Raw genomic sequence first — 23,427 nt, forward strand, 5'->3', positions numbered from 1 at the left:
CATTTTCTTTTACTGTTGCGTCAGCAGGTTGCGCAGGTCCTGGATCTTCTGCAGCAGAGTTTCTGGCGACGCTTTGATTTCGTCAAAAATCTGGATCGCCTGCGTTTTCAACTCTTGCGTCAGGTCGCTGTCCTGAACAGATGTCACCATCGCATCATAGTCGAACTCTCCGGCGGTCAGCAGCCCGTCCTGCAGCCAGGAATTGAACAGTTCCTGCCCCTGATTGGCCAGCGCAGCGACTTCCTCTCCCGCCTGATCCGCGGCATCCGAAACCGATGACGCGGCTTCGTTGGCCTGATCTGCGGCGGTGTCCAATGCGTCAGATGCAGCATCCTGAGCGGTGTCTACAGCATCACTGACAGCCTCCTGCGCGTCCGTGACCGCGTCATTTGCTGCGTCGCCAGCAGCATCAGCAGCGTCATTTACAGCATCGGCCGTATCCTGCACAGCGTCCTGCAATGTCTCACCCGGAGTTTGCTCTGCCTGGTTGAAATAGAAATAACCGCCAGCGCCGATTGCAGCGATGACAATGGCCAGAATAAGTGTACGCGACATGTGTGTCTCCTTTGAAATATGTGTCGCCGAGATGGGATAAAACTATCTGTTCTTAAAGGGGAATTCTTTGTGCTTTTCTGCAACTGCGAGATATGGGCCAAGCTACGCTGATCCCGTGTCATCTGCGCGGCAAGAACACGCCCAACACGAGAAAGAACTGCAGTTTGTTGTGGTAGTGTCTTATAAAGAAAGCTGCGCTGTACCGAGCAAAACAAGCTGGCGGAGAGACAGGGATTCGAACCCTGGGTGGGCTTGCACCCACAACGGTTTTCGAGACCGCCCCGTTCGACCACTCCGGCACCTCTCCGCGGGGGTCTGTGAGGGGGGGATTTAGTTAGGAACGCGCAGGGGTGCAAGCAGAAAATTCCGGAATTCGGCAAAGCCGCGTTTTTCCATTGCCTATAGGGGTAAAACACCTAGGCTCATCCCTATGACACATCAACCACGCCGCTTCGCCCCTGCCTTTTTCGCCCCGTTTGTCGCGCTGATCCTTTTGCCATCACTTGTTATGGCCGCCAATCGGGATCGGATTGAGGCTTTTCTTACAACTACCGGATTTGACGTCGCACTGGAAAGCATCGCTTTGGCATCCGGTTCGGCACCGCAAATGCTGGGAATTGATCCAGAAGGGTTCGGGTCTGATTGGACACGCTTGACGGAAGAGGTTTTTGACACCGAAGGCATGCATGAAACCGCTGTGTCGATCCTTGAGGAAACCCTAAGCGATGATGCGCTGAAACATGCGGTCGAGTTTTATGCCTCGGATCTGGGTCAGCGCCTGGTAGAAGCTGAAAACGCCTCGCACATGGAGAAAGATGAAGACGGCAAACAACTGCAAGGGCAGGAGATTTTTGCCGCGCTGGTCCAGGCTGGATCGCCGCGGGTTGAAAGCTACAAACGGATGAATAGTGCCATCGACTCCTCGGGAACCGCCTTGCGAGCGCTGCAGGAGATTCAGGTGCGGTTTTTGCTGGCTGCAAGCGCTTCTGGCGTGATCGAATTGCAGTTGAGCGCTGATGAGCTGAGGCAAATGTTGAAAAGCAATGAAGCCGGCATGCGACAATCCTTGCAACTTTCGGGTTTGGCGGGGGCGGCCTATACGTATCAGGCGTTCTCGGATTCCGAAGTTGACGACTATGTGGACGCTTTGGAACATCCGCTTATGCAGGAGGTGTATGAGCTGTTGAATGCCATACAGTATGAAATCATGGCCATGCGCTTCGAAGTGCTGGCCGCTCGCATGGCTGAACTGCACCCCGCTCAGGATATTTGATGCGCCTTTTGTACCTGTTGTCAGTGCTGCTTGCCGGGGCTTGGCCTGCGTTCGCGAGTGAGAAAGCCGAAGAACTGGCTGAGGCTATGCGGCTTGACCAAGTGGCGCAAATTCTTGCGGAAGAAGGTGACATATATAGGCGCGAAGTGGATGAAACGCTGCTGGACAATGCGGGCGGAGATTTCTTTCAGGCCCAAGTTCAGGACATCTATGATCCGACCTGGATGCGCAACCAGATGCGTGACGCGTTTGCCGCCCAGATGTCCGACGCACAGATGGATCAAGCCATCGTCTTTTACCAAAGCGATCTGGGTCAGATGGTCGTTTCGCTTGAAAACTCGGCCCGGCGCGCCTTTCTGACCCCCGAAATCGAAGAGATGGCGCAGGAGAGGTTCAAGAACACTCAGACTGACTCGGTTTTGTACGAACTTGTGGCAGAGTTCATTCGGGTTAATGATCTGATCGAACAGAATGTGCAGGGCGCGCTGAGCGCCCAATACAGTTTCTTCAAAGGGATGACACTGGGCCAGCCCGGCGACGATGCCGAGTTGTTGGCGCAGCTTTTGGCCGAACAGGACGCCAAAACAGATGACACGACCGAGTGGCTCTATTCCTTTCTGCTGATGGCTTATGCACCGCTGGACGAGGCTGAGATGCGCGAGTATATCGCCTTTTCCAGAACCAAGACCGGGCAGGCGCTGAACACCGCGTTGTTCGATGGGTTTGACCGGATGTTTGACACCATTTCGTTCCAGTTGGGCGAGGCTGTGGCGCAGGTTTTGAACGGGTCCGATCTTTAGCCCGCTTGGGTGTTGACTTTGCCCCCCAATCCATGGATAAGCGCGCAACCCGGCCGGAATACCGCGCCGGGTAACGTTATTATTTGACCCTTGGTTCTCCCGAAGGTCATTCATCACAGCCCGAAAAGGGCGCGCTGTTCGAGGTGGCGTAAGCCGAAAACACCCATGCGGGGACCACAGAACGCGGTTTGGAAAAGGAAAGACGCATGTTTGCGGTCCTCAAGACTGGCGGCAAGCAGTACAAGGTTCAGGCGGGCGATGTGCTCCGCGTTGAAAAGCTGGCTGCCGACGCAGGTGAAAAAGTTCAATTCAACGATGTTCTGATGCTGGGCGGCGACGCTCCGGTTGTTGGCTCACCTTTCGTTGAAGGTGCAGGCGTTCAGGCCGAAGTGATCGACCAGATCAAAGGTGACAAGGTCATCAAGTTCGTCAAACGTCGTCGTAAGCACAGCTCGAAGCGTACCGTTGGCCACCGTCAGAAGCTGACCCTGGTCAAGATCACCGACATCCTGTCGTCGGGTGCTGACAAGTCGGGTATCAAAGCTGCAACCGGTTCGGTTTCTGCCGCGGCTGTCGAAGCGGCTGCGCCGAAGAAAGCACCGGCCAAGAAAGCTGCTGCACCGAAAGCCGAAGCACCCGCTGCTGACGCAGGCGCAGACGATCTGAAAAAACTGTCCGGTGTTGGCCCGGCGCTTGAGAAAAAGCTTCTCGAAGCGGGCGTCACCACCTTTGCCCAGATTGCGGCATGGACGGAAGCAGACGTTGCTGCTATGGACGAGAAACTGTCGTTCAAAGGCCGGATCGAGCGTGAAGGCTGGATCGAACAGGCTAAAGAACTGGCTAAAGGCTAAGGAGAGAGAGAATGGCACATAAAAAAGCTGGCGGTTCCTCCCGTAACGGTCGCGACTCAGCGGGTCGTCGCCTTGGCGTGAAACTCTACGGCGGCCAGGCCGCCATCGCAGGCAACATCATCGTACGTCAGCGCGGCACCAAGTTCTGGCCGGGCGAAGGCGTTGGCATGGGTAAAGATCATACCATTTTTGCAACCACCGATGGCGCCGTGAAGTTCCACAAGGGACTTAAAAACCGCACCTTTATTTCGGTCCTGCCAGTGGCGGAGGCCGCAGAGTAAGCCGAGACCCAGAAGGTTTAAGAAAAATTCATGGGGGACCGGCACAACGTGCCGGTCCCTTTTTCGTTTTAACGCAGTCGTGATCAAAACAAGATGACAGTCGCAACCACCAGTTTCCTTCTGTTTGCCGCCAGTCAGGTCGGCACACCGGGACCAGCCAATATGGTCCTGCTGGGGACAGGTGCGCGCTATGGCTTTCGGGCTGCCTTGCCATTTGTTGCAGGGGTTATCCTGGGCAAGCAGTTGATCATCTGGCCTGTAGGATATGGCCTGATGCAATTGGCGGATCGGATGCCCTTGGTCTTTGAGGTGCTCAAATACGCCTCGGCGGCTTATATCATCTGGCTGGCCTGGAAAATCGCGAACCTGCGCTTGTCGCGTGGACAAAGCGATGTTGCAGTGCCGGGTTTCTGGGCGGGGCTGATCGTGCATCCGCTGAACCCGAAAGCCTGGGCCATGATCATAGCAGGCTTCACCGGCTTTGTTGCGGCTGGAACATCGACGTTTCAGGCGACTTTAACAATCGCGCTTTGTTTATTGTTTTGTCAGGCAGTTCTTCACCCAATCTGGACTTTTGCAGGCGATCGGATCGCTCATGCGGTTGAAGGACGGCCTATGGAAAAATATCTGATGTGGACGTTGGCGAGTGTCACAGTTGCGTCCGTACTTTTCGTGTTGTTCGGAGGAGGAGCACAGACATGAAACTTGAGATGATAATCAACCAGCCGGTCATCGAAACCGAGCGGTTCGACCTGCGCCCCCTGCGCCGGTCGGATATGGGTCTCATTGAATATTATGCAGGCGATGAGCGCGTGGCGCGTATGACCACGACAATTCCACATCCTCTGCCACCCGGTTCGACCGAGGCTTTTGTAACCCGTTCCATGGCAGATGAACGGGATGAGGATGTATGGGCGCTGGATGCCACCAAGGATGGCGGACCGGAACTGATCGGCCTCATCTCACTGCAAAGGCTGGATCGCAACCAGGCCGAGGTCGGCTATTGGGTCGCACCGGTTTACTGGAATACCGGCATTGCCTCATTGGCCGTTGAGGCGCTGGTTCTGGCCAACCCATTGCAGCATTCCAGCATGTTCGCCAGCGTATTTCAGGACAATCCAGCCTCGGCGCGGGTGCTGATCCATTGTGGTTTCGAATATCTTGGCGACGCCGAGACATATTCGGTCGCACGCGACGCAAACGTGCCCACCTGGACATATAGCAAAAAACTCTGACTTGTGGCCGATGGGGCCTTTGCAGTAGGGGACAGTCATGAAATTTCTCGATCTTGCAAAGGTCTACATCCGGTCCGGGGCCGGCGGTAGCGGCTGCGTCAGCTTTCGGCGCGAAAAATACATCGAATATGGCGGTCCCGATGGCGGGGACGGCGGCAAAGGGGGTACAGTCTGGGCTGAGGTCGTCGATGGGCTGAACACCCTGATCGACTTTCGCTATCAGCAGCATTTCTTTGCCAAGAACGGGCAGCCCGGCCGTGGGCAGCAGCGCACAGGTAAGGATGGTGACGACATTATCCTGCGCGTGCCGGTCGGGACAGAGATCCTCGATGAAGACGAAGAAACCGTGATCTGCGACCTGACTGAGGTCGGACAGCGGTTCCTGCTGGCCAAGGGCGGCAATGGCGGGTTTGGCAACCTACACTTTAAATCGGCCACCAACCAAGCTCCGCGCCGCGCCAATCCGGGGCAGGCCGGGATCGACCGCACGATCTGGTTGCGGCTGAAGCTGATTGCCGATGTAGGACTGCTGGGTATGCCAAATGCAGGCAAATCAACCTTCTTGGCCGCCACGTCGAATGCGCGCCCCAAGATTGCCGATTATCCGTTTACGACCCTGCATCCGAACTTGGGCGTGGTCGGCGTCGACAATGTCGAATTCGTTGTGGCCGACATCCCTGGCCTGATCGAAGGCGCGCATGAAGGGCGCGGGATCGGAGACCGCTTTCTGGGTCACGTGGAGCGCTGCGCCGTGCTGCTGCATCTGGTTGATGGCACCTCGGAAACTGTGGCCGAAGACTATCGCACCATCATTCATGAGCTTGAAGCCTATGGCGGTGAACTGGCCGACAAGCCGCGGATCACCGTGCTGAACAAGGTCGACGCGCTGGATGAAGAAGAACGCGAGCTCGCCAAGGCTGAACTGGAGAACGCCGTTGGCGGCCCTGTCATGACCATGTCCGGCGTCGCCCATCTGGGCGTGACCGACGTGCTGCGGGCCCTACGCGCTCAGATTGATGAAAACCGGCTACGCCAGAAACCCGTGGAGGAGGCCCAATCGTGGCAACCCTGACTGCAGCCCGTCGTTTGGTGGTCAAAATCGGGTCGGCCTTATTGGTGGACCGGCACTCAGGCGTGTTGCGTTCGGACTGGTTGAAATCGCTGGCACAGGATGTGGCCTGGCTGAAGGGGCAGGGCGCGGATGTCATTCTGGTGTCGTCAGGCTCGATTGCGTTGGGCCGCGGTGTTTTGGGCCTGCCCACCGCGACACTGCCATTGGAGCAATCTCAGGCCGCCGCAGCGGTGGGTCAAATCCGACTGGCCCGCGCCTATGAAGAAGCGCTGACCCCGCATGAGATCACTACGGCGCAGGTTCTGGTCACTTTGGAAGACAGTGAAGACAGGCGCCGCTATTTGAATTCGCGCGCGACCCTGGAAACCCTGTTGGGGCTTGGCGTTGTTCCGATCGTCAATGAAAACGACACCGTGGCAACTGATGAAATCCGCTATGGCGACAATGACCGTCTGGCCGCTCAGATCGCGGTCACGGTTGGCGCGGATCAATTGATCCTGCTTTCAGACGTAGATGGGTTCTACTCGGGCAATCCGAACGAAGATGCCTCGGCCACGCGCTATGACACCATCGACACCATCACCCCCAAAATTGAGGCGATGGCCGGCGATGCCGGGTCTGGCCTGTCAAAAGGCGGGATGAAGACCAAATTGTTGGCGGCCAAGATGGCAACGGCCGCTGGATGCGATATGGCGATTACTGAAGGGTCACCTCTTAACCCTCTGCAATCGCTTGAGAATGGCGCCAACTGCACATGGTTTACGGCCAAGCTGGATCCCCACGCGGCGCGCAAGCGTTGGATTTCGGCGATGAAACCAAGGGGTGAGATCACCGTGGATGAGGGTGCGGCCAAGGCGCTTGCAAACGGCAACAGCCTTTTGCCGGCTGGGATTGTCGAAGTCACCGGGGATTTCGGGCGCGGCGACCCGGTCGCGGTGCTTGATCCGCAAGCGCGGCGGTTGGCTCAGGGCATCAGTCGCTACACGGCGCAAGAAGCGGATGCGATCAAAGGGCGGAAATCGTCGGAGATTGAGGCCACGCTGGGTTATCCCGGCCGCGCGGCGCTGATCCACAGGGATGATTTGGCGCTTTAACGGCGCAGAAAGGGGCACAAGATGAAAGATCTCGACAATATTCCGGCCTTGATGACCGATCTTGGAAAGCGCGCTAAAGATGCGGCGCGCGAGCTCGCCTTTGCCAGCGCCGAACGCAAGCATGCAGCCCTGATTGCCGCCGCCGATGCGGTTTGGAGGAACCGCGCCGGGATCATAGAAGCCAACAAAAAGGACCTGGAATTCGGTCGCAACAAGGGCCTGAGCCCTGCAATGATGGACCGCCTGATGCTGGACGAGACCCGAATTCAGGGCATGGTCGATGGGCTACGCACTGTTGCCGAACAGACTGACCCTGTGGGTGAGGTGATCACCGAATGGGATATGCCCTCGGGCCTGCATATTCAGCGGGTGCGGACGCCCCTGGGTGTGATCGGTGTGATCTATGAAAGCCGTCCCAATGTCACCGCCGACGCGGGCGCGCTTTGCCTGAAATCCGGCAACGCGGTGATCTTGCGGGGCGGGTCCGAAGGCTTTCATTCGTCCACAGCCATCCATGCCTGTCTGGTCGAAGGTCTGAAAGCGGCAAACCTGCCCGAAGATTCCATTCAACTGGTACCGACCCGTGACCGTGCCGCGGTTCAGGAGTTGCTGACCATGACTGATTACGTGGACGTTATCGTACCTCGCGGAGGCAAAGGGCTGGTCGGGTTGGTGCAACGTGAGGCGCGCGTGCCTGTCTTTGCGCATCTCGAAGGCATTGTTCACATCTATGTCGACAAAGCCGCTGATCCGCAGAAGACGCTTGAGGTGGTGCTGAACGCCAAAACCCGACGCACAGGTATCTGCGGTGCGGCAGAATGCCTTTTGATCCATCAGGATATTGCCGAAACGCTGGGGCGTGATCTGATCGCTGCTCTGACCGCCGCAGGCGTCGAAGTCCATGCCGAGGGCGCTTTGGCCGTTGATGGCACGCTTCGAGCAACAGCCGATGATTGGGGCAAAGAGTTTCTGGACAGCATCATTGCGGCCAAACCCGTGGCCGATATTGACGCCGCCATCGCGCATATCCAGCAGTATGGATCGAACCACACCGATTGCATCATGACCGAAGATGATCAGGCGGCATCGCGTTTCTTTGAACGGCTCGACAGCGCGATCCTGATGCACAACGCCTCAACCCAGTTTGCCGATGGCGGTGAGTTTGGGATGGGCGCAGAGATTGGGATCGCAACCGGCAAGATGCATGCACGCGGACCGGTGGGTGCGGCGCAGCTGACCAGTTTTCAATATCTGGTGCGTGGCAACGGTACGATCCGGGCCTAGAATTTCAACGCTACGCGGGTCGAACTGGTTTCGACCGAGATCCGCCGTCCCATCGCGGCGGCCGCTTCAGGCAACAGTGCAAACTGCACCTGTGCAGGTGTGATCTTGCCCGAGGGGCGCCCAGTGGCAACACTTTTCCATAAGTCGCTGTCAACACTCATTTTATCAGCGATTCCAACAACCTGACAGCCCGAGCCATTGGTCGAGATTTCAACCTCACCCCCCAAGGGCATCGCGCTTTCGCAACACATCAGGGCCAGAAAGGCCAGCTTGACCTGATTGCGCGGCACCGGCTGTGTCAGGTTCCAGTTCACCCGAACGCGCCCGGCGCGCTCGATATCATTCAGCAGCTCTGCTATTTCGGTCTTGCCCAGGGGCTGATCGCTGGAGGCACCAAAGGCCACGCGAAAGAACCGGATGCGTGCGCCAGCGCTGCCGACACTGCCTGAGATCAACTCCATCTCGGGGCCTTGAACCGCGCCCACCATCTCAAGCAATTCCAACCCGTTGGTGATTGCCCCGATCGGGCTGATCAGATCGTGACAGATCCGCGATCCGATCAATTCGGCCAGGTTGACGTCTGATGCGCCCATGCGTACCTCCTGCTGTATCTGCCGCAGGATTCAAGGGACCCCTCATGACAGACATGAATGCTATTCTTGCACCGGGCATGTTTGTTCGCCACCCGGATTTTCCCGAATGGGGCGTTGGACAGGTGCAGTCCAACATCTCAGGCAAGATCACCGTAAATTTCCGCGAGCAGGGGAAAGTGGTAATCGACGGAACGCGCATCGCCCTGATGCCCGTCTTTGATCCGTGAAACTGGTTTAGGAAAGGTTAACAACCCTGACCAATAGCGCAGCAGTTGCGCACGGTCAAAAGACTGCGGTATCAGCCCCTAAACGAGAACGGATCCCCTTATGCCGGATACTGGCCCGACATTCACTGTAAAACTCGCCGAGACCGCGGCAGAGCTGCGCGCCGCACAAAAGCTGCGCTATGATGTCTTTGTGCGTGAACTGGGCGGTGGTGGAGACCTGGTGGATCACGAAGCGGGCTTAGAAAAGGACAGGTTCGATCCGTATTTCGATCATATGCTGGCCTATGACGACGGTACTGGGGAAATAATCGGCGTTTACAGGATGTTGCCGGGGGAGCTTGCAGCAGATATCGGGCAGTTTTATTCCGAAGATGAGTATGACCTGAGCGTACTGAAAAACAGCGGGCGCCGGTTGTTGGAGCTGGGTCGATCCTGCTTGCACAAGGATTATCGCGGCGGCTCGGCAATGTATCATCTTTGGAACGGGCTGGCCGGCTATGTCGCCGAGCGCCAAATTGAGGTTCTGTTTGGTGTGGCCAGCTTTCACGGCACTGATGTGGCCGCCTTGGCCCAGCCTTTGGCGATGCTGCATCACAACCACCTAGCGCCGCCTGATCTGCGCGTGCGAGCGCAGGCGGGTGTGTTCCAATCCATGGACCTGGTCGCGCCTCAGGATCTGGATCGCCGCGCCGCAATGGTTCAGGTACCCGCGCTGATCAAAGCCTATCTGCGGTTGGGCGGTTTTGTGGGCGAGGGGGCCTTTGTCGATCACAGCTTTAACACGACGGATGTTTGCCTGATCCTCGACACCGCGCGCATGAATGAACGCCAAAGGCGCATCTATGGAGGAGCGTAACGCGGTGAGCGATCCCCTTTGGAACAGCGAAGACGCCCCGGACCCGATTGAGCTGGGTCTGCTGGGCTGGAGTCTGGTTCTGCTTCGGGGGGTGCCCTTGGCCATTCTGGTCTTTGGCGGGCTGATCATCTTGCTGCTGCTGCGCCTTGTTGAACGGCCGCTATGTGGTCTGCACCGCCCGGTCACGCCGTTCATCACCCAATTTGTCTGTCGTAACGCTTTTCGCATCCTTGGAATTAAGTTCACGACATCGGGTGAGTTAATGCAGCAACGCGGAGCTGTCGTGGCCAACCACACTTCGTGGCTGGATATTTTTGCCCTGAATGCTCGTAAACGGATTTATTTTGTCTCAAAAGCCGAAGTGGCGCGCTGGCCCGGCATTGGCTGGCTGGCGCGTGCGACGGGCACCGTCTTTATTGAGCGGAACCCCAAAAAAGCAAAGGAACAGACCAAGGTTTTCGAAGATCGGTTGAAAGCCGGTCATAAGCTGTTGTTTTTCCCAGAAGGAACCTCGACGGACGGTTTGCGGGTTTTGCCATTTAAAACAACGCTTTTCGCTGCGTTCTTTAGAGAAGAGTTGCGCGATTTCATGTATGTACAACCCGTTACAGCCGTGTTTCACGCGCCAGATGGGCAGCCTGCACGCTTTTATGGCTGGTGGGGGGATATGGAATTCGGTCCACATCTGCTCAAAACGTTAGGCGCCCGGCGGCAGGGAGCGGTCGAGTTGATTTACCATGCACCGGCCAAGGTCAGTGACTTTGAAAACCGCAAAGCGCTGGCGGCCTGGTGTGAGCAAGCCGTTCGTCACGCACACAGCTTGGCACGGCTTGAAAAATAAGGGCATTTAGCCCTTGCACTGCCCCAAATCCTGCCTTATATGCGCGCCATTCAAACCCGCAGGCGGGGTTTGGGCTTTTTGAGGGAGACATCCTCATCAAGACCGCCGGTTGGAGCATCCGCTTCTTTCACCCCCGCCCAGGCGTAAACCGGAAAAGGAAATATAGCATGGCTCTTCCCGAGTTCTCCATGCGTCAGCTGCTGGAAGCTGGCGTTCACTTTGGTCACCAGACACAGCGTTGGAATCCCCGCATGGGCCCGTTCATCTACGGCTCGCGCAATGGCATCCACATCATGGACCTGACCCAGACCGTTCCGATGCTGGATCAGGCGCTGCAGGCGGTTCGCGACACTGTTGCAAAAGGTGGCCGCGTTCTGTTCGTTGGCACCAAGCGTCAGGCCGCAGGCCCGATCGCCGAAGCCGCTGAAAAGTCGGCTCAGTACTACATGAACCACCGCTGGCTGGGCGGCACGCTGACCAACTGGAAAACCGTTTCCCAGTCGATCAACCGTCTGAACCAGATCGACGAAGCGATGGAAACCGGCGCCGAAGGCCTGACCAAGAAAGAGCGTCTGGGCATGGAGCGTGACCAGGCCAAGCTGCAGGCTTCGCTGGGCGGTATCCGCGAAATGGGCGGCGTTCCCGATCTGCTGTTCGTCATCGACGTCAAGAAAGAAGCACTGGCCATCGCCGAAGCCAACAAGCTGGGTATCCCGGTTGTGGCCGTGGTTGACACCAACTGCTCGCCCGATGGTGTGGATTACATCATCCCCGGCAACGACGACGCAGCGCGCGCCATCGCTCTGTACTGTGATCTGGCCGCACGCGCCGCTCTGGACGGTATGACCGCTCAGATGGGTGCAGCCGGCGTTGACCTGGGTGCCTTCGAAGAAGCGCCGGTTGAAGAAGCCGTTGCCGAAGAAGCACCTGCAGAAGCCGAAGCAGAAACACCTGCCGAAGCGTAAGCTGCCCGTCACGTAAATGACATATGGGGCAGGGTAGACCTGCCCCAATTCCGTTTGAATTGAGGAGAGCCTAAAGATGGCAATCACAGCAGCAATGGTTAAAGAACTGCGCGACTCGACCGGCGCAGGCATGATGGACGCAAAAAAAGCGCTAACCGAAACCGGTGGCAACATGGACGAAGCCGTTGACTGGCTGCGCACCAAAGGTCTGGCCAAAGCGGCGAAGAAATCGGGCCGCACCGCAGCCGAAGGTCTGGTTGCTGTTCACGTCAACGGTGGCACCGGTGTTGCTGTCGAAGTGAACTCGGAAACCGACTTTGTTGCGAAAAACGCTGAATTCCAGGAAATGGTTGGCAAGATCGCATTTGCAGCTGAAGGCGTCGCAGATGTTGACGCGCTGCTGGCGGCTGACCTGGGCGGCAAAAACGTTGCCGATACCCTGACCGACAAGATCGCCACTATTGGTGAAAACATGTCGGTGCGCCGCATGGCCAAACTGTCGGGCGATACGGTTGTGTCCTACGTCCACAACGCGGCCACCAACGGCATGGGTAAAATCGGTGTTCTGGTTGCTCTGACCGGTGGTGACGAGGCGATCGGCAAACAGGTTGCGATGCACATCGCGGCTGTGAACCCGGCAGCCCTGTCCGAGGCGGACATGGATCCGGCCATCGTCGAGAAGGAAAAGCAGGTTCAGATGGACATCGCCCGCGAATCCGGCAAGCCGGAACAGGTGATCGAAAAGATGATCGTTGGCCGCATGAAGAAATTCGTCGCCGAATCGACTCTGCTGAACCAGCAGTTCGTTGTGAACCCTGATCTGACCGTTGAAGCGGCGGCCAAAGAGGCAGGTGCCACCATCACAGGTTTCATCCGCTTGGAAGTTGGCGAAGGCATCGTGGTCGAAAAAGAAGACTTCGCAGCCGAAGTGGCCAAAGCCGCTCAGGGCTAAAGCACTTCAAAGGCCTCGTTCTGGGGCCTTTTCAAAGCATCGAAACGGGTTGCGCGGTCGCAGCCCGTTTTTTTGTTTTCGTCAAACTGAGAATAGAATGGAGGGCCCCGCATGATGGGGATGGTCGAGGCCCCCCAAATTTCCGACCTAGCGACGCGGACAAATAGGCGCCCCTGTGTCAGAGTGATCAGAGAGCTTTGGTATTGCAAAGATCTGATCGAAGTGTTCCCTGGCTAAAGCCACCACTCACGGAACAAGACCAATTTGCAATTTTACCTACCAATTCGGAAGTCATGTTTTCCTTACCTAGGGTAAACCATCTTAAATACCCTTGGCGCTTAAGCTTCCATTAGGAACATCTGATTGTGCAGAGATGCCTTGAGAACGGCCTGTGCTGTGGTCTCAACAGACAGGGATTCGCGTGCAAGCCTCAGATGTTTTTCCACGGTTGCCGAGGTCAGCCCCATCAACAGCGCGATATCCTGCGTTGTTTTGCCATCGCCGACCCATTCCAACGCTTCGCGCTGCCGCTTTGTCAGAGCGCGGTTGGGCGGGTTGTAGGGCAGGGTCAGAATTTTCAGATGTGCCATATTGTTCATGAGCAATATGTCATCTCCGTGCTCCGCCCAGATCGCATCAACCTCTTCCTGGCTGATATCGCCCCGCGCAGATAGCGAAATCGCCCCTTTCGAGCGCAACGAGACCGAGTTGAAGCTGACCGTGTAGCCATTCACAACGCCCATCGATCTGTTGAAATCGATCACCCGCTTTTCTTCAGCGCTCATCTGCCCGGTGGACATCATCTGTTGGATCATCTGCCAACTGGCCGCGCCTTCATTGTCCAGCGCCCATTTGAGCATCGGGGCGTGGAAATACATCCCGCGCTGCAGAAAGCCATCCGTATAGGCCGGATCATGATTGGACAGGATCACAAAATCTTCTGGATCACCCAGGGAGGTTTCAGTCCGAAACTGGGTATAGCCATAGATCAGCCGATCAAAGCCGAACTGCGCCATCTGGCGGCAATGGGCATCCCAAAGCTCTTCCAGCGTTTTGGCGTAGCTTACGAAATGCAGATAGTCGTTTAGCTTCATCTGCCACCCGTGGACCCAAGATGCGTTGCTATGGCGTCTAGCGCCAGAACATAGCTTTGCACACCAAATCCGCAGATTTGCCCCAGCGCGACTGGCGCAATGTATGATTTATGGCGAAATGCTTCGCGCGCGTGAATATTCGACAGATGCACCTCAACCAGCGGCAACCCGACGGACGAGATCGCATCCATCAACGCCACGGATGTATGCGTATAGCCGCCCGCGTTCAGGATCAGCCCGTGCTGTGTTTCGCGCGCGGCGTGAATGGCATCAATCAGGGCGCCTTCGTGGTTCGACTGAAAATGGGTTACAGTCAGACCAAGCTTGGCGCCATGGTCAACGCACAGATCCTCGACCATCTGCAATGTGGTGCTGCCATAAACCTCTGGCTGGCGGGTGCCAAGCAGGTTCAGGTTCGGACCATTCAAAACCAGAATGTTCGTCATGTCTTTTTATTCCCCATCACTGGTTCATAGCCACGATTAGCCCGAGTTGTCTACTGCGCTTTGTTGCGAGGTGATACAATCCTTGCGGGCGGAGGAGCCGTCTTTCACGCCGTTCTGTGACCCTCAGGTCGCGTCCGGTGTGATGACCAGCTTGCCCAGCACAGAACGATCCGCCAGAAGCTTCAAAGCATCGGCAGCCTGATTGAGGGGGAACTGCGCGCTGATGCGGGGTTTGATTTGACCCTTTCCGTAGAGCGAAAATAGCTCTGCAACATTCTGCGCATGACCCTGGGGGTCACGGAACACCGACGCGCCCCAAAAGACGCCAACGATCTGGCACCCTTTGAGCAGCGGCAGGTTCAGCGGAAGGTTGGGGATACCGGCAGGGAACCCCACCACCAGAAAACGCCCGTTCCACGCCATACTGCGCAACGCGGGTTCGGCAAACGGCCCGCCGACGGCGTCATAAACAACATCCACGCCATTGGGACCAGCCAGCGCTTTGATCTGGCCCGAGAACGCCTTTTGGGCGTCTTTATCCATCTCGCTCGGATAGATGATCGTCTCATCCGCACCAATCTGTTTGCAAAATGCGGCCTTTTCGTCGGATGACACGGCGGCGATGACCCGCGCACCCATAGCTTTGCCCAGCTCAATCGCTGCCGAGCCGACACCACCTGCTGCACCGAGGATCAACAAGGTTTCACCGGCTTGAAGCGATGCCCGGTCCTTGAGCGCGTGATACGAGGTGCCATAGGTGAAAATGAAACAGGCCGCGTCCTCATAGGGCATGTCGTCCGGGAACTTGATGGCAGATGGGGCCTTGATCGTCAGATGGGTTGCAAACCCTCCATGACCCGTCAGCGCCAGAACCCGATCACCTGGTTCAAACCCTGTTACGCCCTCACCGATGGCCAGAACCTCTCCGGCGATTTCTCCGCCGGGGGCAAAGGGGCGCGGTGGTTTCATCTGATAGAGGTCTCGAATGATCAGCGTGTCCGGAAAATTCACCCCGGCTGCTTTCACGGCGATCAACAGCTCTCCCTTGCCAGGCGCTGGATCGGGCAGGGTGGTCAGTTCCAAAGTCTCTGGCCCGCCGGGGGCGACGCTGAGTAATGCTTGCATGTTGACCCTGTTGTCCCTGTTATTCCGGTATCGGAAACTTTTGAGGCTGGGGTATGTATTGTCAACGGCCACCTCTGGTTCCCGTCACGGCAACCGCCACCACGTGTAAGTGAGGAGACACGCATGAACCCCGAAACTCTTTTTTCACTTCAGGGTAAAACCGCGCTGGTCACAGGCGGGGCCACTGGAATTGGCCGCATGGCTGCCGAAGCACTGGTGCGGGCTGGGGCCCATGTGATGATCGCCTCACGCAAAGGCGACGCCTGCGCCGCTGTCGCCGAAGAACTCAACGCGATGGATGCGCCGGGAAGCGCAGTAGGGTTTTCGGGCGACCTGGGCAGCAAGGAGGGGATTGAGGCGCTTGTTTCTGACATCAACGCGCGGACCGAGACACTTGATATTCTTATGAATAATTCTGGTGTCAGCTGGGGGGCGCCGATGGGGCAATTCCCCTATGAGGCTTGGGATAAAGTGATGTCAGTCAACGTGACGGGCATCTTTGAGTTGACGCAGAGACTACTGCCGTTGCTGATGAAGTCTGGAACGGCCGAAGACCCAGCACGGGTCATCAACGTTGGCTCGGTGATGGGTGAGGTTCCTATGGGCGATGGCGCTTACAGCTATTCCGCCTCGAAGGCAGCCGTGCTGCATCTGACCAAAATCCTGGCCAAAGAACTGTCACCCTATCATGTCACCGTCAACGCACTGGCGCCCGGACCGTTTGTGTCTAAGATGACCGCTTTTGCAACCGCGGATGAAGATACGCGCGACAGGGTCGGTAAATCGGTGCCTTTGGGGCGTGTGGGCCGCGATGAGGATATTGCAGGCTGTATGCTGTTCCTCTGCGGTCGCGGCGGTGGCTATGTGACGGGGGCAGTCATTCCGGTGTCGGGCGGTATAAACGTGGTAACCGCTCCGAACATCTTTGCCGAAGCCCTTTAGGTGAGGGGCGGACATGACACCCAACACAGATTTGAACCTGGCAGCGATAGACACCTACCTGTCAGCGCATCTGAAAGGCTATAGCGGCCCGCTTGAAGCCAGAAAATTTGCGATCGGGCAATCCAACCCGACCTATGAATTGCGCACGCCCAAAAGGTCTTATGTACTGCGTCGCAAACCCCCCGGGGTGCTTCTGAAGTCGGCCCATGCGGTGGATCGCGAGTTTCGTGTACAAAGCGCCCTGGCGGATAGCTCGGTTCCGGTGCCCAAAATGCTGCTGCTATGCGAGGATGACTCGGTTATCGGATCGGCCTTCTACGTGATGGAGCATTTGCAAGGGCGCGTCTTCCTGCAACCCACACTGGAGGGAGAAAGCAACAAGGTCCGCAGCGCTGTTCTGGACGAAATGAACCGCGTTTTGGCAGAGCTTCATATGGTGGATATCGATGCCGTAGGCCTGTCTGACTATGGGCCAACAGGCAACTACTTCGAACGCCAGATCTCGCGCTGGACCAAGCAATATCGCGCTTCTGAAACATCTGATATCGCCGATTTGAACGCGCTTATCGATGCACTTACCTCTGCGATCCCAGACGATGACGGGCAACGCACGCTGGTGCATGGGGACTACCGCATCGACAACCTGATGTTTGCTACAGATGGGACGGACTGCATCGGCGTTCTGGATTGGGAATTGTCCACAATCGGCCACCCTTATGCCGATCTGGCCGCAGTGATCATGCAATGGCAGATGCCACCGGGCAAAGAGGGGCGCGGGCTGGCCGGTATTGATCGGGACCAACTGGGCCTACCCTGCGACGCGGACTTTGTTGCGCAGTATTGTGCCCGTCGTGGATTGCCGGGGATTGATAACTTCGGTTTCTATCTGGCGTTTAACTTCTTCCGAATGGCCGGGATTCTACAGGGTGTGTACAAACGCGCGCTGGACGGAAACGCCTCAGATCCGAAACGCGCCCAAGCATTCGGGGCATACGTTCCCGTTTTTGCGCAGCATGGCTTGGCTGCACTTAAACAAGATTAAAATATCGCGATAGAGCTCAGTTTTAGATCACTTATGTAGTGTCAGCTCCAGATCCAGATTGCCCAGACTGTTCTTTCCAAAGAACATCTCAGACCCTGCAAACATGCTAGGCACGCCAAAGACGCCGCGCTTGACCATGGCTTTGGTTTGTTCTTTTAGCAGCTGCTTGGTTTCCGGAGCGGCAATCGCCTCGCGGATTTTACGAACGGGCAGTTCTGCTTCACGCAGAATGTCGGTCAATACGCCAAGCTCCTCGACCTTCTGACCATGCACCCAGATCGCATCAAAGACCGCATCTATATATTTGGATTCCCATGATTTACCGGATGCATAGTAGGCGCCACGCATGGCAAATTTGCTATGGATCGGGAAATGCGGACTCATGTGGAAACTCACACTACGCCGCCGGGCAAAGCGGTGCAGATCGTGGGTCAAATAGGCCGTTTTTTGACGATTTTCGGAAAACGCCTCGAACGGGCTCTGGTTGTTGGTAGATTTGAACACACCGGACAACAGCACCGGGATCGGGTTGATCTTCGCCTTGTGCTTTTTGGCAAGTTCCGGCAGCATCTTATATGCAAGAAACGCGTTTGGGCTGCTGAAATCGTAAACGAAATCTATAGTTTGCGCCATGTTGATACTCCAATCCGGGGTGTCGGCAGATTTTAGAACCGGCACGCAACGAATCCGCGACAAGGGTCGTTTTTCAGTGGCAACAATCGCGTATGGCTTTGGTAAAGCAAAGCGTATTTTTCTGACATAAGCAGGATCAGGCAGGTTCTATGACACAATCCACTGCAAGTTTTGATCATGATCGGCTGAACCGAATACGTGTCTGGATGGAACGCTATGTCACCCAGCGCAGATATGCCGGAAGCGCCTTTCTGCTGCATCACCAAGGCGCCGAGGTGTTTTTTCATGTCTGTGGTCAGCGCAGCGTTGAAAACAACCTGCCATTCCAACGCGATACTCTGGCGCGGATTTATTCGATGACTAAGCCCATAACTTCGGTTGGATTGATGATGCTGGTCGAACAGGGTTTGATCCACCTTGATTCGCCGTTGTCTGAATTTATACCCGAATTCAATGATATACAGGCCCTTGTTCCCGGTGCCACCCGTTTGGATCAAACCGAAACAGCAACCAGTCCGACGCTGCATCACCTGCTGACGCATACAAGCGGTCTGAGCTACCCGTTCAATCCCGGCCTATTGCCTAAGGCCATGGAACAGCAGGATTTGCTGTTCAAACCTAATCAGGGCCCGTTGGCGGATCGGATCCATGATTTGACGCGCTTGCCATTGGCGTTTCAACCCGGTTCGCGCTGGGAGTATTCCGTCAGCATCGACGTTCTGGGGCGCGTGATCGAAATTGTTTCGGGCCAAGCGTTGGATCAATATTTCGACCAGCAGATCTTTACGCCTCTGGGCATGTGGGAAACCGGTTTTTTCGTGTCCAAAGGGGCAGGGGATCGTTTTGCGTCGCTTTATTCCCCCTTGTCGGGTGATGCGATGGCGCTGAACTCAGCCGAACGGGGCAGAGAAACACTGCGACTGATAGATGAGGCCGGGTCATCCCCATTTGAAAACACCTCGACTTTCTCGGGTGGTGGCGGATTGATAAGCACCATTGATGATTATGCCAAATTCGTCGAAATGCTGCGCAATCGAGGTATAGCGAATGGGCAACGCATTCTGGGACCCAAAACCGTAGATTTCATGCTTTGCAACCACTTATCCGGCGATATTGCATCGATGGGTCCCCGCAGTTTTGCCGAACAACCGATGGAGGGTATGGGCTTTGGCCTCGGTGGATCCGTGGTTCTGAACCCAGCAAGGATGCGCGTGCCCGGTTCAGTTGGCGATTTCAGTTGGGGCGGCATGGCCTCAACTTATTTCTGGCTGGATCGAGAAAACGAACTGAGCGGTATCTTTTTTACTCAGTTGTCGCCTTCCAGTTCTTACCCGTCACGAGCCGAGTTAAAGGCGCTTGTGCTAGGCGCGATGATTGATTGATCCGAACGCGACTGATAGGCGGATATCTGTCACACTCAGAGAGCAGAACATGACCGAAGCAGAACGCATTCTTCTTGATCTTTTGGATGTTGAACGTCTGGAAGTTGATCTGTTCCGGGGCACCGGGTCCGGTGGTGAAACCCCAACGCGTATCTTCGGCGGGCAAGTGATCGCGCAGGCACTGGCTGCGGCCTATAGAACAGTCGAAGATCGGCTGTGTCATTCGCTACACGCCTATTTCATCCGCCCGGGCGATCCTTCGATACCCGTTATATATCAGGTGGATAGAGCGAGAGATGGAAGTTCGTTCACGACCCGCCGTGTGGTCGCAATTCAGCATGGAAAACAGATATTGAACATGTCCGCCTCGTTCCATGTTCAGGATGAAGGCTGGGCGCATCAACATCCGATGCCGGATCTGGATGCGCCCGAAAGCTACCCGGCCCGATCCGATCTACGACATCAATATCTGGAGCGTGTTCCTGAGAAACTGCGCGGCGAATTATTGCGCGAACGTCCCATCGAGGTGCGTGAGGTGGATCATCTTGATCCGTTCAACCCCGTGGCCGCTGACGACCGCAATCAAATCTGGTTCCGGATGGGGGCCGCGGAAACTGCAGATACTCGCACTCAGCACCTGTTGTTGGCATATGCCTCGGATATGAGCTTGCTGAGTTCTGGCATGCGTCCACACGGGCTCAGTTGGTTTACCGGTCAGGTCAACGGTGCGAGCCTGGACCATGCGTTATGGTTTCATGCGCCGGTGCAGTTCGACAATTGGCATCTTTATGCGATGGATTCGCCGTGGACAGGGCAGGGACGGTCTTTCAATCGGGGCTCCATCTACACACAGGACGGAGTTCTGGTCGCTTCTGTTGCTCAAGAAGGCCTGATGCGTAAACCGAAGATTTAAAAATCCTCCACAAAGGTTTGATTTAACTTACGCATTCCACCTAACCAGCGATCATAATCTGCCGTTTTGTGTCGCATATAGTCGAGCACCTGAGGGTGCGGCAAAACAAGGAACTGTTCGCCCCGAATGGCCTTAACGCAGGCGTCTGCAACGTCTTCGGGTTCAAGCATACCATCAATGGAAGCGACCGATGTTTCGTGCCCGCGCGTCATCTCGGACCGCACTGCCTGAGGACATAACGCAGATACACGCAAGCCCTTGTGGCCGTAGGTCAGCGACAACCATTCGGCAAATCCAACAGCTGCGTGTTTTGTAACGCCATACGGAGCAGCTCCTGGCTGGTTCAGCAAACCAGCTGCAGATGCGGTGAACAGCATGTAACCCTGACCGCGCTCAAGCATTTTGGGCACAAGATGGCGTGCAGCCCAGACATGAGACATCACGTTAATGTCCCAGATGCGGTTCCAATCTTCATCTGGCACATCCAGACCGCCAAGCGTCAGTATTCCGGCATTGGCGCAAAACAGATCAATGGGCGCGATCTCCGCTTCAACATGGTCGATCAACGCCTTGATCTGAGTTTCGCTGGACACATCACAGGGATAGGCGTGACCACCGATGTGAGCGGCCAGCTCTTGCGCGGCCTCAAAGTCGATATCTGAACAGACAACCGTGGCGCCATCGTTGGCGAAGCGTTCCGCCAGACCTTTGCCAATTCCACCAGCAGCGCCAGTGATGACGACTGTTTTTTCTTTCAGTTCCATTTAACGGTTCCAAGGTTGGTGAGGTTGGTATGGTAAGTCATTGTTTTCAAGCGTCACGCCGTATCTATTATTTACCATAATACCAATTATGCGAAATATATATCTCGGTCATCTGGGCTACCTGCCAACCGCATGGTAGCCCAATTTCAAGCGTTTTCAGTAGAAAGCCTGCAGCCCAGTTTGCGCGCGTCCAAGGATCAGCGCATGGACATCATGTGTGCCCTCATACGTGTTTACTGTTTCCAAGTTGACCATGTGCCGGATCACGTGGAACTCCAGTGAGATACCGTTGCCGCCATGCATGTCACGGGCCATTCGCGAAATGTCGAGCGCTTTGCCGCAGTTATTGCGTTTGACGATCGAGATCATCTCGGGCGCAGCCTCGGCCTGATCCAACAAACGCCCAACACGCAGGCTGGCTTGCAGCCCCAAGGCGATTTCGGTTTGCATATCGGCCAGTTTACGCTGAAACAGCTGAGTTTGCGCCAAGGGCTTGTCAAACTGCTTGCGGTCCAGACCGTATTGCAATGCCGCATGCCAGCAGCTTTCTGCAGCCCCCATGACGCCCCAGCTGATGCCATAGCGTGCGCGGTTCAAACAGCCAAACGGACCTTTCAAACCCTGAACATGCGGCAGCAAGGCGCCCTCGCCTACTTCGACGCCGTCCATCACGATCTCGCCGGTGACGGACGCACGCAGGCTCAGTTTGTTTTCGATCTTCGGCGCGCTGAGACCTTTAAGGCCTTTGTCCAGAACAAAGCCACGGATCTTACCGTCATGGGCGTCAGATTTGGCCCAGACGACAAACACATCCGCAATCGGAGCGTTGGAGATCCACATCTTGCTGCCGGTCAGACGATACCCGCCGTCGATCTTCTCGGCCCGTGTTTTCATGCCAGCCGGGTCCGACCCTGCATCCGGTTCGGTCAGGCCGAAGCAGCCGATCCATTCACCCGAGGCCAGTTTCGGCAGGTATTTCCGGCGCTGATCTTCGCTGCCATAGGCGTAAATGGGATACATGACCAAAGAGCTTTGCACCGACATCATCGAACGATAGCCGGAATCCACACGCTCAATCTCGCGCGCGACCAGACCGTACGAGACATAGTTGCCACCCAGACCGCCATATTCTTCGGGAATGGTTGTGCCCAGCAGGCCCATTTCCCCCATTTCACGGAAAATCTCGGGGTCAGTTTCTTCGTTCTGATAGGCTTGGATCACACGCGGTTGCAGCTTTTCCTGCGCATAGGCGCGTGCGCTGTCGGTGATCATCCGTTCGTCTTCGTGCAACTGGTCGGTCAGGCGAAACGGATCCTCCCACGAAAATTTACCTAAATCGGGGGCATCTTTTGCCCGCAAGGTCGGTTTCGTCTGAGGCGCGTTCATTGTGCTTCTCCGTTGGATCAATTTTGCCGAACCCTAGCGCGGGTCTGACGCAAACAACAACAGGAGTTTGGCACATTGTGACAATCAGAGGTAAAGCGGCGTGAACGACCCAGCGCCCCTGCCCTTGGCTTCAGCCCAAGGCGTATCCGGCGCCACGCACGGTGCGCACCGGGTCTTCGCCCCCATGCTGTGTCAGCGCCTTGCGCAGACGTCCGATATGCACGTCGACGGTGCGCGTATCGACATAGATATCGCGACCCCAGACCCGATCCAGCAGCTGTTCACGGCTCCAGACACGACCAGGCTTTTCCATGAAAGTGCTCAGCAGGCGGAATTCGGTCGGACCCAGTTTCAACGGTTTGCTGTCGCGGCTGACTTTATGGGTTTCCGAGTCCAGAATGATATCGTCAAATTCCAACAGAATCCCGACCGTTGCCGGACGTACACGGCGCAGTTGGGTGCGCACACGCGCCATCAGTTCCACGACCGAATACGGCTTGACCACATAGTCATCCGCGCCTGTTTCCAGCCCGCGCACCTTGTCCACCTCTTCCGAGCGGGCCGACAGCATGATGATCGGGATCGAACGGGTGTCGGGCCGCGTTTTCAACCGCCGGCAAACCTCGATCCCGCTGAGATTGGGCATCATCCAATCCAGCACGATGATATCCGGGCAATCTTCGTCGACCAGCAACAGTGCTTCGTCGCCGCTGGCCGCTTTGGACACCCGAAACCCTTCGGCCTCAAGATTATACGCCAGCACTTCACGCTGGGCCAATTCATCCTCGACAACCAGGACAGTTGGTTGATCTGCGGACATG

At 56.3% G+C, this 23,427-nt stretch carries 27 protein-coding genes and 1 tRNA gene; 18 read left to right on the plus strand and 10 right to left on the minus strand.

What is annotated here, in order from left to right:
* Positions 1–9 precede the first annotated feature (9 nt).
* Positions 10–555, minus strand: coding sequence for a hypothetical protein (locus AC2FFE_RS00535; protein ID WP_496818404.1), 546 nt, complete (start codon positions 553–555; stop codon positions 10–12).
* 217 nt (positions 556–772) lie between these two features.
* Positions 773–862, minus strand: a tRNA-Ser gene (locus AC2FFE_RS00540).
* 123 nt (positions 863–985) lie between these two features.
* Between AC2FFE_RS00540 and AC2FFE_RS00545 the strand changes: the two genes are divergently transcribed.
* From AC2FFE_RS00545 to AC2FFE_RS00585, 9 genes are all read left to right on the plus strand, one after another.
* Positions 986–1,828, plus strand: a complete 843-nt coding sequence (locus tag AC2FFE_RS00545; RefSeq protein ID WP_496845579.1) for a DUF2059 domain-containing protein — start codon at positions 986–988, stop codon at positions 1,826–1,828.
* The gene (locus tag AC2FFE_RS00550; RefSeq protein ID WP_496845580.1) at positions 1,828–2,628 is read left to right on the plus strand and encodes a DUF2059 domain-containing protein; all 801 of its coding nucleotides are present in this window, start codon (positions 1,828–1,830) and stop codon (positions 2,626–2,628) included. Before AC2FFE_RS00545 ends, AC2FFE_RS00550 begins: the two co-directional genes overlap by 1 nt.
* Before the next feature lie 206 nt (positions 2,629–2,834).
* Complete coding sequence (locus tag AC2FFE_RS00555; protein WP_496818407.1) at positions 2,835–3,479, plus strand: 50S ribosomal protein L21; 645 nt, start codon at positions 2,835–2,837, stop codon at positions 3,477–3,479.
* 11 nt (positions 3,480–3,490) lie between these two features.
* On the plus strand, positions 3,491–3,760 hold the full coding sequence (rpmA, locus tag AC2FFE_RS00560; RefSeq protein WP_039535512.1) for a 50S ribosomal protein L27: 270 nt from the start codon (positions 3,491–3,493) through the stop codon (positions 3,758–3,760).
* 93 nt (positions 3,761–3,853) lie between these two features.
* Complete coding sequence (locus AC2FFE_RS00565) at positions 3,854–4,462, plus strand: LysE family translocator (RefSeq protein WP_496818408.1); 609 nt, start codon at positions 3,854–3,856, stop codon at positions 4,460–4,462.
* Entirely contained in the window at positions 4,459–4,995 is a 537-nt protein-coding gene (locus tag AC2FFE_RS00570) for a GNAT family N-acetyltransferase (protein ID WP_496818409.1), read from the plus strand. The genes AC2FFE_RS00565 and AC2FFE_RS00570 overlap by 4 nt, the downstream gene beginning before the upstream one ends.
* Positions 4,996–5,032: 37 nt before the next feature.
* Positions 5,033–6,067 carry a GTPase ObgE gene (gene obgE, locus AC2FFE_RS00575; protein WP_496845581.1) on the plus strand — a complete coding sequence of 345 codons (1,035 nt, stop codon included), beginning with the start codon at positions 5,033–5,035 and terminating at the stop codon, positions 6,065–6,067.
* Positions 6,055–7,161: a glutamate 5-kinase gene (gene proB / locus AC2FFE_RS00580; protein WP_496818411.1), complete on the plus strand. Its 1,107-nt coding sequence runs from the start codon at positions 6,055–6,057 to the stop codon at positions 7,159–7,161. Before obgE ends, proB begins: the two co-directional genes overlap by 13 nt.
* A gap of 21 nt (positions 7,162–7,182) precedes the next feature.
* Positions 7,183–8,445 carry a glutamate-5-semialdehyde dehydrogenase gene (locus AC2FFE_RS00585; protein ID WP_480549233.1) on the plus strand — a complete coding sequence of 421 codons (1,263 nt, stop codon included), beginning with the start codon at positions 7,183–7,185 and terminating at the stop codon, positions 8,443–8,445.
* Here the strand turns inward: AC2FFE_RS00585 and AC2FFE_RS00590 are convergent.
* On the minus strand, positions 8,442–9,038 hold the full coding sequence (locus AC2FFE_RS00590) for a histidine phosphotransferase family protein (RefSeq protein ID WP_496845582.1): 597 nt from the start codon (positions 9,036–9,038) through the stop codon (positions 8,442–8,444). The two genes, AC2FFE_RS00585 and AC2FFE_RS00590, sit on opposite strands and share 4 nt — an antisense overlap.
* A gap of 44 nt (positions 9,039–9,082) precedes the next feature.
* Here AC2FFE_RS00590 and AC2FFE_RS00595 point away from each other — a divergent pair, with 44 nt between their 5' ends.
* The 5 genes from AC2FFE_RS00595 (at position 9,083) to tsf (ending at position 12,879) form a co-directional block, all read left to right on the plus strand.
* Positions 9,083–9,265 (plus strand): DUF3553 domain-containing protein, encoded by a 183-nt coding sequence (locus tag AC2FFE_RS00595; protein ID WP_496818414.1) that lies wholly within the window; start codon positions 9,083–9,085, stop codon positions 9,263–9,265.
* 100 nt (positions 9,266–9,365) lie between these two features.
* Positions 9,366–10,121 carry an L-ornithine N(alpha)-acyltransferase gene (gene olsB, locus AC2FFE_RS00600; protein WP_496818415.1) on the plus strand — a complete coding sequence of 252 codons (756 nt, stop codon included), beginning with the start codon at positions 9,366–9,368 and terminating at the stop codon, positions 10,119–10,121.
* Positions 10,108–10,962 carry a lyso-ornithine lipid O-acyltransferase gene (gene olsA, locus AC2FFE_RS00605; protein WP_496845583.1) on the plus strand — a complete coding sequence of 285 codons (855 nt, stop codon included), beginning with the start codon at positions 10,108–10,110 and terminating at the stop codon, positions 10,960–10,962. Before olsB ends, olsA begins: the two co-directional genes overlap by 14 nt.
* Positions 10,963–11,129: 167 nt before the next feature.
* Entirely contained in the window at positions 11,130–11,927 is a 798-nt protein-coding gene (gene rpsB / locus AC2FFE_RS00610) for a 30S ribosomal protein S2 (RefSeq protein ID WP_496818417.1), read from the plus strand.
* A 76-nt stretch (positions 11,928–12,003) separates the two neighbouring features.
* On the plus strand, positions 12,004–12,879 hold the full coding sequence (gene tsf, locus AC2FFE_RS00615) for a translation elongation factor Ts (protein ID WP_496818418.1): 876 nt from the start codon (positions 12,004–12,006) through the stop codon (positions 12,877–12,879).
* A gap of 338 nt (positions 12,880–13,217) precedes the next feature.
* On the opposite strand, the gene AC2FFE_RS00620 is transcribed toward tsf, so the two are convergent.
* The 3 genes from AC2FFE_RS00620 to AC2FFE_RS00630 form a co-directional block, all read right to left on the minus strand.
* Entirely contained in the window at positions 13,218–13,973 is a 756-nt protein-coding gene (locus AC2FFE_RS00620) for a LuxR family transcriptional regulator (protein ID WP_496818419.1), read from the minus strand.
* Positions 13,970–14,419: a type II 3-dehydroquinate dehydratase gene (aroQ, locus tag AC2FFE_RS00625; protein WP_496818420.1), complete on the minus strand. Its 450-nt coding sequence runs from the start codon at positions 14,417–14,419 to the stop codon at positions 13,970–13,972. Before aroQ ends, AC2FFE_RS00620 begins: the two co-directional genes overlap by 4 nt.
* 123 nt (positions 14,420–14,542) lie before the next feature.
* Positions 14,543–15,544 carry an NADPH:quinone oxidoreductase family protein gene (locus AC2FFE_RS00630; protein WP_496845584.1) on the minus strand — a complete coding sequence of 334 codons (1,002 nt, stop codon included), beginning with the start codon at positions 15,542–15,544 and terminating at the stop codon, positions 14,543–14,545.
* 123 nt (positions 15,545–15,667) lie between these two features.
* Between AC2FFE_RS00630 and AC2FFE_RS00635 the strand changes: the two genes are divergently transcribed.
* A complete protein-coding gene (locus AC2FFE_RS00635; RefSeq protein WP_496845585.1) occupies positions 15,668–16,486 on the plus strand; it encodes an SDR family NAD(P)-dependent oxidoreductase in 819 nt (272 codons plus the stop codon).
* Positions 16,487–16,499: 13 nt separating this feature from the next.
* Positions 16,500–17,528 (plus strand): phosphotransferase, encoded by a 1,029-nt coding sequence (locus AC2FFE_RS00640; protein ID WP_496845586.1) that lies wholly within the window; start codon positions 16,500–16,502, stop codon positions 17,526–17,528.
* Between the two features lie 27 nt (positions 17,529–17,555).
* Here the strand turns inward: AC2FFE_RS00640 and AC2FFE_RS00645 are convergent, their stop codons facing one another.
* Positions 17,556–18,161 carry a 2-hydroxychromene-2-carboxylate isomerase gene (locus tag AC2FFE_RS00645; protein ID WP_496845587.1) on the minus strand — a complete coding sequence of 202 codons (606 nt, stop codon included), beginning with the start codon at positions 18,159–18,161 and terminating at the stop codon, positions 17,556–17,558.
* A 149-nt stretch (positions 18,162–18,310) separates the two neighbouring features.
* On the opposite strand from AC2FFE_RS00645, the gene AC2FFE_RS00650 reads away from it, so the two are divergent.
* Both AC2FFE_RS00650 and AC2FFE_RS00655 read left to right on the plus strand, forming a co-directional pair.
* Positions 18,311–19,543: a serine hydrolase domain-containing protein gene (locus AC2FFE_RS00650; RefSeq protein ID WP_496845588.1), complete on the plus strand. Its 1,233-nt coding sequence runs from the start codon at positions 18,311–18,313 to the stop codon at positions 19,541–19,543.
* A gap of 49 nt (positions 19,544–19,592) precedes the next feature.
* Positions 19,593–20,456: an acyl-CoA thioesterase gene (locus tag AC2FFE_RS00655; protein WP_496818427.1), complete on the plus strand. Its 864-nt coding sequence runs from the start codon at positions 19,593–19,595 to the stop codon at positions 20,454–20,456.
* On the opposite strand, the gene AC2FFE_RS00660 is transcribed toward AC2FFE_RS00655, so the two are convergent.
* The 3 genes from AC2FFE_RS00660 to phoB form a co-directional block, all read right to left on the minus strand.
* The gene (locus AC2FFE_RS00660; protein WP_496845589.1) at positions 20,453–21,220 is read right to left on the minus strand and encodes an SDR family oxidoreductase; all 768 of its coding nucleotides are present in this window, start codon (positions 21,218–21,220) and stop codon (positions 20,453–20,455) included. The genes AC2FFE_RS00655 and AC2FFE_RS00660 overlap by 4 nt on opposite strands.
* 156 nt (positions 21,221–21,376) lie before the next feature.
* Positions 21,377–22,606, minus strand: coding sequence for an acyl-CoA dehydrogenase (locus tag AC2FFE_RS00665; protein WP_496845590.1), 1,230 nt, complete (start codon positions 22,604–22,606; stop codon positions 21,377–21,379).
* Positions 22,607–22,736: 130 nt separating this feature from the next.
* Entirely contained in the window at positions 22,737–23,426 is a 690-nt protein-coding gene (gene phoB / locus AC2FFE_RS00670; RefSeq protein ID WP_170536733.1) for a phosphate regulon transcriptional regulator PhoB, read from the minus strand.
* Position 23,427 lies beyond the last annotated feature (1 nt).

It is taken from the genome of Ruegeria sp. YTSA168 (genome assembly GCF_059610045.1).